The sequence below is a fragment of the Ketobacter sp. genome (genome assembly GCF_003671495.1).
Classification (GTDB): domain Bacteria; phylum Pseudomonadota; class Gammaproteobacteria; order Pseudomonadales; family Ketobacteraceae; genus Ketobacter.
In genome coordinates, this window is record NZ_RCHN01000013.1 from 123,966 (window position 1) to 138,578 (window position 14,613).

Below are 14,613 nucleotides of genomic sequence, written 5' to 3' on the forward strand. Positions count from 1 at the left end.
ACCACGTTCTAGGCCCGTGCCAGCACCGCCTCCACCAGTTTGCTGATGCCGGCAGAGGCTTCACTGATGCGCCCGGCCAACATGTAAGCGGGTGTGGTCACCAGTTTGCGCGTTTCATCGATGCTGATTTCATCCACCGCACAGGATTCGTGACTGGCCCCCATGGCCACCACGGCTTTGGCGGCGTCATCCTCATCGCTGCCCAGGGTACACTTGACCCCTTCACCGAACAGCTTGGGAGCCAACGCCGGCGCGATGCACACCAGGCCAACGGGTTTGCCCTGTTGATTCATGGCCTGGATAAAGTTCACCAGATCCTCGTTCACACTCATGCCGGTGCCGTCCACCGCAAAGCTGGACAGGTTCTTGGCCACCCCGAACCCACCGGGTACGATCACGGCGTCATAGTCCTCTGCACGGGCCTCGGCCAGATCAATGATGTTGCCGCGGCAGAGGCGGGCGGATTCCACCAGCACATTGCGGGTTTCCGGCATTTCCTCGCCCGTCATGTGATTCAGTACATGCATCTGGCTGACGTTGGGAGCCATGCACTGGAATTCCACTCCAGCCTCGTCCAGCCGCAGCTGCACCAGGGTGGCCTCGTAGATCTCGGCGCCATCAAACACACCACATCCAGACAGGATTACCGCTACTTTCTTTGCCATTGTTTGCCTCCGTTTCAGATCGGGTTGTTACTGCCGCCGCTCAGGATTCCTGGCTCAGGTGCGCCAGCGTATGGGCGCCCTGCTCCCAGTTCTGCCCGTCAAAGGATTCGATGGTTAACTGCGCCGGTCTGGTATCCAGGCAACGCACATTAACATCCACCCCATCGGGATTGGAGCGGGGAATATAAAAGGATTTTATCCCACAGGTTTTACAAAACTGATGTTTCGCCACCCCGGTATTGAAGGTGTAAGTGGTTAGGTTGTCTGCTCCGCTGAGCAGGGTGAACTTTGACTTGGGCACGATCAGGTGCAAAAAACCGGCTTTGGCACAAATGGAGCAATTGCAGTCCTGACTGACCACCGGCTCCGGTACTTCGATTTCGAACCGCACTGCACCGCAGTGACAGCCTCCTTGATAATGCATTACTGCCTCACATCATGACACTTCAGAATCCAGATCACCTATTGTAACGTTCTCATTCTGCAACCGGGAAGGGGGATTCAACCCCGCCATGAATCCGTACACCGCCTGCAGGAATGGCTCCGGCAGCTCGGCAAACGCCACATGGCCACAGGGCAGAATCACACGTTCGGCATGGGGCAGCAGCTGCAATGCCCGCTCGCCATCCAGCTGGGCCCGGATCACCGGGTCCTCTGCCCCGAACACCAACAGACAGGGCGCCCGCACCTTGGGCGCAATCTCGGTAAGATCGTTCTCCGGTTGCCCGAAGCTGCGCCACAGGGCCCGCCCGAGAGCCACCGGCTCCGCTGCAGACTGTTCATCGTGGGCGCGGGCGAGCATGGCGCTGCTGACGGCGGTTTTGCGCTTTATGTAGAACCGGGCAAAACGATAGGGCGAAAGCGACAGCGCACTGCCCTGCAGACGACAAAAACCCTGCGTCAACCAATTGCGGGGCGTAAAGCCACCCGGGGCCACCAACACCAGCCCCCGCACCCAGTGAGGGTGCCGCGCCGCCAGCTTCACCGCCGCATTGCCGCCCAGGGAGTTGCCCACCAGCACCAAATCCCGCAGCCCCAGGGTGGCCACGAATTCCTCGAGCACCCGATAAAAATCCTCCACCGTCACCCATTGCCCGGCCACCATGGGCGGTGACTGCCCAAAGCCGGGCCAATCCAGGGCGATCACCCGCCCCAGCCGGGTCAAGGGTTCCATCACCGCGGCAAAATCCCGCCGCTCCCCCGGGTTGGCATGCAGCAGGAGAATGGGGGCGCCCTGCCCCTGCTCAGAATAGTTCACCACTGCCGAAGGCAAAGTCACGCTTGGCATCACCGTATCATCCTTGAGAACTGTGTTCGTACCAAAGTATCAGGCTGCGAGCCCCGCTACCAGCACTGATCAACACCCCCGTTCAGTTCTTGTACACCTCTGAAATTCAAGGACTTTTGAACTCCCCTGAAAAGGCGTCTTGAACTGCATCGGCAAACCCTCTAGAGTATACAGCGTATACTTAAAGTGGACTCACTCCACCCGACAACAAAAACAAGGCAGAGAGAAACGGCACATGACGGCAGCGAACACGGAACCCAAGCTTCCCCCCGTTCCCAAGGGCGGCAAAATCAAACACGCAATGAGTCTTGGCATCGACATCTGGAACAACCTGGATCGCTACCAGGAGGAATACGGCGACTCCTTCACCCTCACCTTACCGGGTCAGGGCCCGATGGTGTGGACCGGCGATCCGGAGGTGGTACGGGACACGTTCGCGCTCAAGCCGGAGCAATATGATCCGTTCTCGGTGCAGATCCCCATCGATGTGGGCGAGGAATGCGTGTTGTTTGAAAACTTCAAAAAGCATCAGGATTCCCGCAAACGCATCATTCCCTCCCTGGCCACGGCGCAACTGAAAAACCGCGCTGGTGTCATGCACGACATCATCAGTGAGCACATCGATTCCTGGACCGTGGGCGAGGCATTCAATTTCCCCAGGATCGTCGGCGACATGACCCTCGATATTATTTGCTACACCTTATTCGGCCTGCGCGAAGGGGAACGCAAGGAACGCTACAAGGAACTCATCCTGGGCTGGCTCACTACATCCACCAACGACACCATGTTCACCATCGGCCAACTCTACGGCGCCCGTAAATTCCGCGCCAAGCTCAATGCCAAATATCGCCAGCGCACCCAAGAAGGCAAAATGGGCAATCTGAAGAAGGGGCTGCTGCCCTGGAAACAGCCGCTGGACTACAAGGTGCAACTGGCCCAGATGATCCGCGAAGATGCCGAGGGCATCCGCGCCCGCATGGACGAGAACGAAGCCCACATGCTGTCGGTGTTTGCCCGCGCCAAATACGATGACGGCGAATTCCTGGAGATGGAGAAGGTCATTTCCGAGTGCATCGCCATGATGGTGGCCGGCCATGAAACCAGCGCCGCCACCTCGTCCTGGATGCTGATCTGGTTGTTGAAAAATCCCCAGGTCATGGCCAAAGTACGACAGGAAATCGCAGACTCGGTGGCCAAGGTGGGGGAATACGATCCGCTGGTGATCAGCGAACTGCCTTACATCACCGCCTGTCTGAATGAATCCCAACGCCTGTCCCCTTCGGCGCCGGCCACCGTGCGCTGGCTGACGGACGACACCCAGCTGGGCAAGTGGCTGATGCCCAAGGGCACCTGTGTTTCACCCTGTATGTACCTGACCCAGCGCCGCAAGGACATCTACGGTGAAGACGCCCATCAGTATCGCCCCGAGCGCTGGCTGGACGGCAGCTGCAAACCCAAGCCGTGGGAATTCTTTCCCTTTGGCGGCGGTCGCCGGGCCTGCGCCGGCATGGCCCAGGCCCGACAGCAACTGCGGATTATTCTGGCGGAGATCGTGCGCCGGGTGACGTTTGAGTCCAACGAGGAATATGTACATACCGATGCCCTGCCTACGCCGCGTTTGGTGGGCGGGCAGACCGAACCGAAGGATGGCGTCTGGGTTACAGTGAAAGCGGTACTGCCAAAAGAAACCGGCATTACTCAGTTCAAGCAAAGTGCGTAAGCCGATGCAACCGGCAGGGTGGCAGCCATTGCCTCCCTGCCATTAAAACTGCACCGGCTTTTCCCAGATACCCAATGCGATGCAACCTTCCACAGAGAGGATGTCATGCCCGGTCCCCGGGCGGTGAATCACCAGGTCACCCACCCCGTAAGTCACAGCCCCATCCTGCTGGCTGCCGTGCAGAATCAGGATGTGTTCAAAACCCCGATGCAGATGATTGGCCACCCGCGCCCCGGGCAGGTAATGCAGAAGCGCGGCGCGGGGCCCCTCTTCTCCGCTGGCATACAGGGTTGCGATAAACACCCCTTCCGCCAAAGGCTCCCATTGATGCCGCGCCAGCAAAGCCTCCTGCTCCAGCATCACATTGACCACCAGCGACTTGTCAAAATCATCCATTGACGGCTCCCGGATTCAATTTCACTTCAGTCTAGCCGATCACGTCCAGTAATGCGGAGGACGTGCTGGTGGCACCGAACACGCCGCCCTGCATTTTGATCATTTCGATGGCCGCCAGGTGGTTACTGTAGTCGGTGGCGCCGCAGCAATCTTCCAGCAGCAAACACTCAAAACCCCGGTCATTGGCTTCACGCATGGTGGTATGCACGCAGACATCGGTGGTAATCCCGGTGAGCACCAGATTCTGGATGCCCCAGGTGTGCAGAATCAGTTCCAGATCCGTCGCGCAGAACGAGCCTTTCCCGGGTTTATCAATGATGGGCTCCCCTGGCTGCGGATAGAGTTCCGGAATGATGTCCCACCCCGGCTCCCCGCGCACCAGAATGCGTCCGCAGGGGCCAGGGTCACCGATTCCGGCACCCATACACCGCGAGCGCCAACGTTTGTTGGCGGGCAGATCGCTGAGATCCGGCCGATGCCCCTCCCGGGTGTGCAGAATGTGAAATCCCTGGGCGCGGAAGGCCGACAGCACCCGGCCAATGGGCTCGATGGGCGCACGGGTCAGGGAAAGGTCGTACCCCATGCTGTCCACATAACCACCCTTGCCACAAAAGTCCGTTTGCATGTCAATGATGATCAGCGCAGTGTTGTCCGGCCGCAGCTCACCGTTGTAGGGCCAGGGATAAGGATTGGCGGCCACCGTTTTGTCATGCATCACTTTGCTCCTGATGGTTTCACTGTGGTTATGCAGGCTGTGGTTGTACGGGCATTCCCTATGACGCCAGTGCATGGCTTTTGGTGCAGTCTCTTTCAAGTGGAGACTTCGGTGGTGTTGTGCAGATCCGGCACCGGCGCCGAGGCATCGGCAAAGCGATGACACCCCAGCAGGAGCACGGTCACCATCAAATAGGCGGCGGAGACCAGCGGGCTCTCACCAATGCCAATGGATTCGCCGTGCATGAAACCAAAGAAGGTAAGCAGGCATCCGGCCAGGGAGAACGCCGCCGCCTTCAGAAAATCCCGTTCGATGACAAAGGTGGCAATGGCACCCAGCACCAATCCACCGAGGATGGCGCCACCCCCCAACACCGCCAGCCCCTCATACAGGATTCCCACCTGCCCCATGGCCTCGTAGCCCACCGTGGCGGCGTTGGTGCCGGCTGCTCCCAGGGCGTTGTCGATCATCAATTTGCCCCAGGCTGCCAGGTGCGGCATCAACGCCAACACGATGGCCGGCGCATGGGATTTGGGGGATTCCTGGAAAGCCTGGGAGCCAATCAACATGCCGATATAAAGCAGAATCGGCGCAATGGCCACCACCGGTATCAGGGCCGAGATAATCGACAGAATACCCAACCAGGCCAATACCAGAATACAAATACCGGTGGCGGCGGAATAACCCAAACCACCGCCCATGGCTTTCCAGCCGGGATGACCGATGTACACCGCGTTGATGAACGGATTCCCCATCAGACACCCCACCAGGCTCACCGCGCCGTCGGCGGTCAGTACCTTGGTGGTGGGGAACTCATCGCCGGCCACCGCCGCACTTTCCACGTTGTCCATGGCCTCCACCAGATCATAGATGCCGAAGGGAATGGCCGTGACCAGTATGATGCCGATGAATTCAAAACCACTGAACACATGGCCCACGGCCGGGATAGGCACACTGAAACCGAAATTACTGAAGGCTGCTCCCAGGTTTTCCACACTCATACCGCCGTAGTTCAAGCCCGCGGCAGTGGATATCCAGGCGATGGCTGTGCCTACCGCAATGGCCACCAGGCCGGCGGGAATGCCTTTGAAATAACGCACGCCCCCAAACCAGGACAGCAGGATGATGGCAAAGCAGGTGATACCGATCACCGGTGTCATGAACATTTCCAGCGCCGGACGTAACGATATAAAGGCGATGGAAACTCCGGCCAGGGTACCCAACAACGCCGCCCGCGGTGTTATTTTGCGAATCACCGGGGCGATGAACGCACCGATCATCAGCACAAAACTCTGCACAAACACCCAGGTCAGGCCCGCCTCCCAGCCTTTGACGGGATCACCGGTGGTGCCGGCAATGGGCAGCATGATCACAAACACCACCACAAACATGTGGGGCACACTGATGCCGGACGGCAACGCGCACACATCGTTGCGCCCGGTTTTCTTCGCCAGCCGATGGGCCAGCCAGGCGTAATAGGTGGTACTCAAAAACAACATCAATCCGGTGGCCGGCAATATGCGGCCGAACACCAGCTCATCCGGCATCTGCAACACAAACCGCAGCAACCCGGTAAGCACCAGCATGTTCACCAGAATATTGGTGCCGAATCCGAATAATGCATTCCAATCTCCGGGTCGCCACAGTGACGGTTTAAACTCGTTCATGGTTGGTTCCTCCCCTTGCCCAGTCTCTTGATGCGGAGTTCAGGCGGTGATGGTTTCAATGATGGCAGCTGAGTCGGTTACCCAACCAAAGATGCCCCCCTGCGCTGTAATCATGCGTAAGCCTGTCTGATGGAATTCGTCGAAATACGACGCGCAACAATCGGATACTGCAACACAGCGATACCCACGATCATTGCCTTCGCGGATGGTGGTGTGCACACAGACCTCAGTGGTGACACCGCACACCAGCAATGTGGTGATGCCGTGGGTAGTGAGCAGCAATTCCAGGTCGGTTTGATAGAACGCGCCCTTGCCGGGTTTATCGATCACCACCTCCCCCGCCAGCGGATACAACTCCGGAATGATGTCGTGACCCGGCTCCCCTCGAATCAGTATCCGGCCCATGGGACCATCGGCACCGATGCGGGTGGCGGGATGACCCCGCATGACCTTGGCGGGATGCGCATCGGATAAATCCGCCCGGTGGCCCTCCCGCGTATGGATCACCATCAGGCCCTGAGCCCGGGCGGCTGCCAGCAACCCCTGACAGGGAACAATGGCCCGGCGCAGTTTGCTGACATCGTTGCCCAGGCTGCTGCCAAAGCCACCGGGCTCGATAAAGTCCCGCTGCATATCAATGATCACCAGCGCCGTACGGGGCCACTCCAGCTCGATGGATTCCGGTTCCGCTTTAATTGTCACTGCCATGGGGTGTCTCCTGTCGCAACCGGTGTTCGCCTACCAGATCCACTTCACCATGGCCTGGGCCACGTCTTCGTCGATGCCGTCGATGCCGTATTTGTTGCGCCAGATCTGATACTCCACCCCAGCCTGCAACACCCCGGGTGCACCCCAGGTTTTACCCACATCCACCAGCAGGCGCGGGGCAGTAATCAGGTTGTCCTCGGAGGGGTCCAAGCCGAAGGCGTAATCCAGGAAGCCTTCAAACGCAAAGTCCAGGGAGCCGATGGCAAAGGGTTTGAACCAGACCAGGGTGATCTGGTTACCGGTGTCCGTATTGGCTTCATTACGGGCGTAAAAATTTATTTGAAACACCGGCATGCCCGGGACATTCAGGTCCAACCCGAGGCCGTAGAGGTAATTGTGAAAACCGTCACCCACCTCCATGGTGGCGCTCAGCAGTACATCCTTGATGAAGCCAAAGCTGAGATCCGCACCGGTCATCTTGCCGAAGCTCAGGCGCGGGGAGTATTCGCTGTAAAAACTGGTTTCGATTTCACCGCCGCTGCGATCCGGGTTTACCAGGTCCACAAAGAAAAAGTTGTCCCCGTATTTCCAGCCGTTGACGTGTTCCACCGTGATCACCGAGCCGGACACCGCATTGGAGTCCAGCTGACCGGTTTCGGTGTTGAAAAAAATGGCTTCATAAGAATCGCCATACAGATACTGGATATTGGTGGCGCTCCATTGGGCGGCACCGGCCCAGGCGCCTACGGCATAGCCGAGACCACCGAGCACGGCCACCGCCTGGAGCAAGAATGGCTTAGCCCACTTTCCAAACGCGCTTTGAACTGGATACATACTCTGAACTCCTGCTTGGCCTTATCACCCGCTTCGGGGTACCATTTAGTTAGTGCACTTTGTTGTTCAATTCGTTGTATACAACAGAAAGCAAGCCACATACCAAACCGGTCGGGACGTCGGGTTTATTTTTAATTGGATCTAGTTTTCAATCGGTTATGGCAGCAGGCGTGGCACTGTGACGGCCCCAGGGGGATGCCGGCGCTGCCTCAAAGATGGGCACGGCACAGGGCGTCGGCGCACAGTTTGTGCTCCACCGCACCCTTACAGGCAATCAAGAGAGTGGCAATAGAGGAAAGTGGCAATCAAGCGTAGTAAAGACATGGACCAGAAGCCCAATCCACAGGAAATCTACGGCACGTTACGGGAGATGATCATCGCCCTGCGCATCGCTCCCGGCTCCCGGGTGACGGAATCACAGTTGGCGGATTATTTCTGCGTCAGCCGCACCCCTGTGCGCGCGGCCCTGCAACGGCTGGAAAGCGAGGGCTTTCTCACTATCAAATCCAAGCAGGGTTGCTTTATCCGCAACATCGACATGCTGGAGATCAGCCAGTACTACGATGTGCGGGTGGCCCTGGAAAATCAGGCGCTGGAGGAAATATCCAAGCTGTCAGACCACCGCGCCCTGGCGGCATTGGCTGAACGCTGGCATCCGGAGCAGCTGAATTTCGGGCTGGAGATCAACGACGCGTTAAAAGAGGCGGAGGAGCAGTTCCACCTGGAGCTGGCCACCCTGTCGCGCAATAAGGTGCTGCTGCAATATCTGGCGGATGTGAACGACCACATTCGCGCCATGCGACGCCTGGGCTGGCCCGACAGCAAAAGCGTCACCGACACATATGAGGAGCACTACCGTATCTGTCACCGGCTGCTGGCAGGGGACCTGGCTGAAGCCCAGGCGGAAATGACCCATCACATCCGCAAGAGCCAGGACCAGGCCAGCCGCATCACCCTGCACCAGCTCTACGGCAATCGGGATGTGATCAGTTTCGAGTGAGGCGACGGCCGCCTTAGCGCCGTCGCCAGTTCTGGTATTTTTCCACCCAGCGCAGCAACCATTCCGGCTTATGGGCTTTTTTCCATTCACCAGCGGCGTACTTGTTGGCTTCGTTCATGGTGGGGTAAATGTGTATGGTGCCGAGGATCTTGTTCAAGCCCAACCCGTGCTTCATGGCCAGCACATATTCTGCAATCAGATCCCCGGCATGCTGCCCCACAATGGTGACCCCCAGGATTTTATCCTTGCCCGGCGGGGTCAACACCTTCACAAAACCATAGGCCTCTTCGTCGGTAATGGCGCGGTCCAGATCGTCGATGCCATAGCAGGCCACTTCGTAGGGAATGTTCTGCTGGCGGGCTTCCAGTTCATTCAAGCCCACCCGCGCCACTTCCGGCTGGGTGAACGTGGCCCAGGGAATCACCGAGTAATCCGCCTTGAATTTTTTCAGGTGCCCGAACAGGCCGTTGACCGAGGCATACCAGGCCTGATGGGCGGCGGTGTGAGTAAACTGGTACGGCCCCGCCACATCGCCACAGGCCAGGATGTGCTTGTAATTGGGCACCCGCAGATAGGCATCGGTCTTGATGGTGCGGTTGGGATTCAGGGCAATGCCCAGCTCCTCCAGGCCCAGCCCGTCGGTGTTGGCGGTACGCCCCACCGCCACCAGGATTTGATCGCAATGCACCGCCACCTTCTTGCCCTTGTGCTCACAGATCACCACTTTGTCCCGGGCGTATTGATCCACACCCACCACCTTGTGATTGGTGAGCACCTTGATGCCTTCCTGGGTGAAATTGGCCGTCACCAGGGCGGACACCTCCTCGTCCTCCCGCATCATGATGCGGGGCAGCATCTCGATCTGGGTCACCTCCACCCCCAAACGGCTGAAGGCCTGGGACAGCTCGCAACCGATGGGCCCACCCCCCAGCACCGCCAGACGCTTGGGTTTCTCCCGCAATTCCCAAAGGGTGTCCGAGGTTAAAAAACCGGTGTTGGCCAGGCCGGGAATGGGTGGAATCGCCGGCCGCGCGCCGGTGGCAATCACAATGCTGCGGGCGGTGAGGGTTTTGCCGTTCACCTCCACAGCCCAGGGGCTTTTGAGGCGGGCATAACCCTGGATGCACTCCACCCCCAAATCGGTATAGCGCTGCACCGAGTCATGGGGCTCAATGGCGCGAATGTTACGCTGCACCCGTTCCATCACCTCGGCAAAGTCGAATTCCGCCGCCACCGGCTTGAGGCCGAATTCCCGGGCCCGGGTCATGTCGTGCAGCACCCCGGCAGTCCGCAGCAGGCTCTTGCTGGGCACGCAACCGGTGTTGAGGCAGTCGCCCCCCATACGGTGCCCTTCAATCAGGGTCACCTTGGCTTTCACCATGGCAGCGATGTAGGACGTCACCAGGCCGGCGGCACCGGCACCGATCACGATCATATTGCGGTCAAAGGATTTGGGTTTCTTGCAATTCGTCATATCACTGCTGTCGTTACTGTTCATGCGGTCCGCCTTGCCCGGATACCATTCACTACTTTCTTTGCCACCAGCGGCAGCAAACCCAACGCCACAAAGGACAGAATCAGATCCAGGGACAAAATACCCTGCATGGACTCCAGCTGGCTGAGCTGGGTGCCCGCGTTCACATACACAACGGTGCCCGCCAGCATACCCAGCTGGCTGATCCAGTAAAACTGCCACACTTTAATGGGCGTGAGCGCCATGACGATATTGATCAGGAAGAACGGAAACGCCGGGATCAGGCGCAGGCTGAACAGGTAGAAGCCCCCTTCCTCCTCGATGCCTTTGTTGATGGTTCCGAGCTGCTCGGCAAAACGCTGTTGCACCCAATCCCGGGCAAGATAACGGGAGATGATAAACGCCAGGGTGGCGCCGATGGTGCTGGCGAAAGACACCAGCACAGTGCCATAGACCACCCCCAACAAGGCCCCGGCGGCCAGCGTCATCACCGCTGCCCCCGGCAACGACAAGGCAGTGACCAGCACATAGACGGCAAAGAAGATCACCGACACCAGCAGAGGGTTGTCCTGAACCGCCTGCTGCCAGGCCGCCTGCTGGGACTGGATGTAGTAGAACGAAAAATACTGGTTCAGGTCGAACGCAAACCAGGCTGCAGTGACGCCCACCACCAGCGCCAGCAGAATGACAACTTTCTTAAGCATATTTCCCTCAAATTACTCAATAAATGAATCAGTCAAAACATCACAATGATAAAAATGCCCGCCCTGCACCCGAACACACCCCGGGCCCGGCGCCTTATTCTGACGAACCCGGGATAAAGCGGTATCATAATGACTCAGCAAATGGGAGAACATTACAACATGACAGGCAAAACTCTCAATCGGGGCCCGTTTCCGGCCACGCGCATGCGTCGGATGCGACGCCAGGACTTCAGCCGCCGGTTGATGCGGGAAACCACCCTCACCCCCGCCGATCTGATCTACCCCATGTTTGTACTGGAGGGCCGCGGGCAACGGGAGAGCATTCCCTCCATGCCCGGGGTGGAGCGGGTCTCCCTGGATCTGCTGCAGGAGGAGGCCAGACACCTGGCCAGCCTGGGGGTCCCGGCCATTGCCCTGTTCCCGGTCACCGAACAGGACCGAAAATCCCTCGACGCCAAGGAAGCCTACAATCCCAACGGCCTGGCCCAGCGTGCCATCAAAGCCATCAAGGACGCTGCCCCGGAAATGGGCGTGATCACCGATGTGGCACTGGATCCGTTCACCACTCATGGCCAGGACGGCATTATCGACGCCGAGGGCTATGTACTCAATGACATCACCATGGAAACCCTGATCAAGCAGGCGCAGTCCCATGCGGAGGCTGGGGCCGACGTGGTGGCCCCCTCGGACATGATGGACGGCCGCATCGGCGCCATCCGCCAGCAACTGGAGTCTGCCGGTCATATAAATGTCTGCATTTTGGCCTATTCTGCTAAATATGCCTCCAGTTACTACGGGCCGTTTCGGGATGCGGTGGGTTCTGCGTCCAACCTCAAGGGCGGTAACAAATTCACCTATCAGATGGACCCGGCCAATCGCCAGGAAGCCCTGCACGAGGTGGCACTGGATCTGCAGGAAGGGGCGGACATGGTGATGATCAAACCCGGCATGCCCTATCTGGACATCGTGCGGGAGGTGAAAGATCAATTCGGCGCACCCACCTTCGTGTATCAGGTGAGCGGCGAATACGCCATGCACATGGCCGCATTCCAGAATGGCTGGCTCAGTCATGAAGCTGTCACGCTGGAGTCATTAAACTGTATTAAACGGGCAGGGGCCGACGGCATCCTCACATACTTTGCCAAATACGCGGCCGAACTACTCAACCGCTGAGCGGCCAGCCATCGCCGCACCCATCCATCACTGATCGCAGAATCGTTGACAACGCCATGACCACGCAACCGCCGGTATCCACGGATACCACCGATGAGAACACCGAAGCCCTGACGCTCCAGATCGACCTGGGGGACAGTGCCTATTACACCAACCGCTATATCAGCCTGCTGGAGTTCAACCTGCGGGTGCTGGCCCAGGCGGAGGATGTGACCCTGCCATTGATGGAGAGGCTCAAGTTCCTGCTGATCTTCAGCAGCAATATGGACGAGTTTTTCGAAGTGCGTTTGGCCGGCCTGCAACGGGATATCGCCTTCAACCAGGCGCGGCCGGAAGCGGACGGCATGCACCCCAAAGACGTATTGCGGGTCATCTCGGACAAATGTCACGCCGCCATTGAGCGCCAGTACAAACTGCTGAACGAAGACCTGCTGCCCCTGCTGGCCCAGGAAAACATCCACTTCATCGCCCGGGACAGCTGGACCGCGCCCCAGGTGCAATGGATCAAGCACTACTTCCGCCAGCAAGTGGCCCCGGTGCTGACACCCATCGGCCTGGACCTGGCTCACCCCTTTCCCCGCCTGGTGAACAAAAGCCTCAACTTCCTGGTGACCCTGGAAGGCAACGACGCCTTCGGTCGCAAGCTGGGCATGGCGGTGGTGCCGGCCCCCAAATCCCTGCCCCGCATAATCCGCCTGCCGGATGACGTGTGCGAAGGGGGCGACAACTTTATTTTCCTGTCCTCCATCATCCATTATCACGCCGGCTATCTGTTCCCCGGCATGAAATCCACCGGCTGTTACCAGTTCCGCCTGACCCGCAACTCCGACCTGTTCCTGGACGAGGAAAAGGTGGAGGACCTGTCCACCGCGCTGCGGGGTGAGTTGTACTCCCGCCGCTACGGGGAGGAAGTGCGCCTGGAGGTGGCGGACAACATGCCGGAAGAGCTGATCGAGTTTTTGCTCAACAAGTTCGGCCTGGACCAGACCCAGCTGTACCGGGTTAACGGCCCGGTGAACCTGACCCGGATGATGTCGGTGCTGGACGTGGCCAAACCCCAGCACGAGTTCTCCTCGTTCAAGCCCAAGCTGCCCGGCGACCTGCAGCGCAGCGACCGCATGTTTGCCGCCATCACCAGCGGCGACATTCTGCTGAACCACCCCTACCAGTCGTTCCAGCCGGTGATTTATTTCCTCAAGCAGGCGGCCCGCGACCCGGATGTGGTGGCCATCAAGCAAACCCTGTATCGCACCGGCACCAATTCCGAAATTCTGGATTTACTGGTGGAAGCCGCCCGTAACGGCAAAGAAGTCACCGCCGTGGTGGAGCTGCGGGCCCGCTTTGACGAAGAAAGCAACCTGGAAATCGCTGCCCGCCTGCAGGAAGCCGGGGTAGTGGTGGTGTACGGCATCGTGGGCCACAAAACCCACGCCAAAATGATGCTGGTGGTGCGCCGCGAAGGGGCCAAACTGAAGCGCTATGTGCACCTGGGCACCGGCAACTACCACGCCGGCAACGCCCGCCTCTATTCCGACTACAGCCTGCTCACCTGCAATGAGGAGCTGGCGGAAGACGTGCACAAGATTTTCCAGGAACTGACCGGCATGGGCCGCCCCGCCAAGTTGCGGCACCTGTACCACTCCCCCTTCACCCTGCAGCAGGAACTGCTGGTGCAGCACATCCGGCAGGAACGGGATAACGCCTTGAACGGCCTGCCCGCCAAGATCATCTTCAAATGCAACTCCCTCACTGACAAGGAGATCATCGAGGAATTGTACCGGGCCTCCCAGGCCGGGGTGGAAATCCGCCTGATCGTGCGCGGCATCTGCTGCCTGCTGCCGGGCATTCCCGGGGTGTCGGAGAACATCGAGGTGCGCTCCATCGTCGGCCGCTTCCTGGAACACACCCGGGTGTATTACTTCCATCGCAATGGTGACTACGCCATCTATCTGGCCAGCGCCGACCTGATGGAACGCAACCTCTACCGCCGGGTAGAGATCAGCTTCCCCATCATTGATGAGAAACTGCGGGCCCGGGCCTACAAGGAAGGCCTGGAGATCTACCTGAAGGACAACTGCCAGGCCTGGATCATGAACCCCGACGGCACCTACACCCGCCAACAACCCCAGGACGGCGAGGAGCGGCTATCCGCACAGGCCTATCTGGTGGAAAAACTGGGCTAACGCCAAGACCGAACCGGGCGCCCAGTAACCCTGTTGAACATTGACCTGGGTAAGGTTCCTTGTGCGCCATCGGCACTACAATGCTG

At 58.9% G+C, this 14,613-nt stretch carries 14 protein-coding genes; 4 read left to right on the forward strand and 10 right to left on the reverse strand.

From position 1 onward, the window contains the following. Window positions 1–8: 8 nt before the first annotated feature. From elbB to D9N14_RS05440, 3 genes are read right to left on the reverse strand one after another with little or no spacing between them, the layout of a single operon-like run. Window positions 9–665 (reverse strand): isoprenoid biosynthesis glyoxalase ElbB, encoded by a 657-nt coding sequence (gene elbB, locus D9N14_RS05430; RefSeq protein WP_290577769.1) that lies wholly within the window; start codon window positions 663–665, stop codon window positions 9–11. Window positions 666–705: 40 nt separating this feature from the next. Beyond that, window positions 706–1,089 (reverse strand): GFA family protein, encoded by a 384-nt coding sequence (locus D9N14_RS05435; protein ID WP_290577772.1) that lies wholly within the window; start codon window positions 1,087–1,089, stop codon window positions 706–708. Window positions 1,090–1,101: 12 nt separating this feature from the next. After that, entirely contained in the window at window positions 1,102–1,953 is an 852-nt protein-coding gene (locus tag D9N14_RS05440) for an alpha/beta fold hydrolase (RefSeq protein WP_290577774.1), read from the reverse strand. A gap of 235 nt (window positions 1,954–2,188) precedes the next feature. Here D9N14_RS05440 and D9N14_RS05445 point away from each other — a divergent pair, with 235 nt between their 5' ends. Continuing rightward, window positions 2,189–3,673, forward strand: a complete 1,485-nt coding sequence (locus tag D9N14_RS05445; protein WP_290577776.1) for a cytochrome P450 — start codon at window positions 2,189–2,191, stop codon at window positions 3,671–3,673. Window positions 3,674–3,715: 42 nt separating this feature from the next. On the opposite strand, the gene D9N14_RS05450 is transcribed toward D9N14_RS05445, so the two are convergent. The 5 genes from D9N14_RS05450 to D9N14_RS05470 form a co-directional block, all read right to left on the reverse strand. Next, window positions 3,716–4,069, reverse strand: coding sequence for a cupin domain-containing protein (locus tag D9N14_RS05450; RefSeq protein ID WP_290577778.1), 354 nt, complete (start codon window positions 4,067–4,069; stop codon window positions 3,716–3,718). 31 nt (window positions 4,070–4,100) lie between these two features. Beyond that, on the reverse strand, window positions 4,101–4,784 hold the full coding sequence (locus D9N14_RS05455; protein WP_290577780.1) for a cysteine hydrolase family protein: 684 nt from the start codon (window positions 4,782–4,784) through the stop codon (window positions 4,101–4,103). A 95-nt stretch (window positions 4,785–4,879) separates the two neighbouring features. Then, complete coding sequence (locus D9N14_RS05460; protein WP_290577782.1) at window positions 4,880–6,451, reverse strand: hypothetical protein; 1,572 nt, start codon at window positions 6,449–6,451, stop codon at window positions 4,880–4,882. A 39-nt stretch (window positions 6,452–6,490) separates the two neighbouring features. Next, window positions 6,491–7,159, reverse strand: coding sequence for a cysteine hydrolase family protein (locus D9N14_RS05465; RefSeq protein WP_290577784.1), 669 nt, complete (start codon window positions 7,157–7,159; stop codon window positions 6,491–6,493). Window positions 7,160–7,189: 30 nt separating this feature from the next. After that, window positions 7,190–7,993, reverse strand: coding sequence for an outer membrane protein OmpK (locus D9N14_RS05470; protein ID WP_290577786.1), 804 nt, complete (start codon window positions 7,991–7,993; stop codon window positions 7,190–7,192). Between the two features lie 298 nt (window positions 7,994–8,291). Here D9N14_RS05470 and D9N14_RS05475 point away from each other — a divergent pair, with 298 nt between their 5' ends. Then, complete coding sequence (locus D9N14_RS05475; RefSeq protein ID WP_290577788.1) at window positions 8,292–8,993, forward strand: GntR family transcriptional regulator; 702 nt, start codon at window positions 8,292–8,294, stop codon at window positions 8,991–8,993. A 13-nt stretch (window positions 8,994–9,006) separates the two neighbouring features. Here the strand turns inward: D9N14_RS05475 and D9N14_RS05480 are convergent, their stop codons facing one another. Next, the gene (locus D9N14_RS05480; protein WP_317622576.1) at window positions 9,007–10,491 is read right to left on the reverse strand and encodes a mercuric reductase; all 1,485 of its coding nucleotides are present in this window, start codon (window positions 10,489–10,491) and stop codon (window positions 9,007–9,009) included. Continuing rightward, window positions 10,488–11,171 carry a TVP38/TMEM64 family protein gene (locus D9N14_RS22670; protein WP_317622577.1) on the reverse strand — a complete coding sequence of 228 codons (684 nt, stop codon included), beginning with the start codon at window positions 11,169–11,171 and terminating at the stop codon, window positions 10,488–10,490. The genes D9N14_RS05480 and D9N14_RS22670 overlap by 4 nt, the downstream gene beginning before the upstream one ends. Before the next feature lie 159 nt (window positions 11,172–11,330). Between D9N14_RS22670 and hemB the strand changes: the two genes are divergently transcribed. Continuing rightward, window positions 11,331–12,344 carry a porphobilinogen synthase gene (gene hemB / locus D9N14_RS05485; RefSeq protein ID WP_290577790.1) on the forward strand — a complete coding sequence of 338 codons (1,014 nt, stop codon included), beginning with the start codon at window positions 11,331–11,333 and terminating at the stop codon, window positions 12,342–12,344. A 56-nt stretch (window positions 12,345–12,400) separates the two neighbouring features. After that, window positions 12,401–14,527: a polyphosphate kinase 1 gene (ppk1, locus tag D9N14_RS05490; RefSeq protein ID WP_290577792.1), complete on the forward strand. Its 2,127-nt coding sequence runs from the start codon at window positions 12,401–12,403 to the stop codon at window positions 14,525–14,527. Window positions 14,528–14,613: the final 86 nt, after the last annotated feature.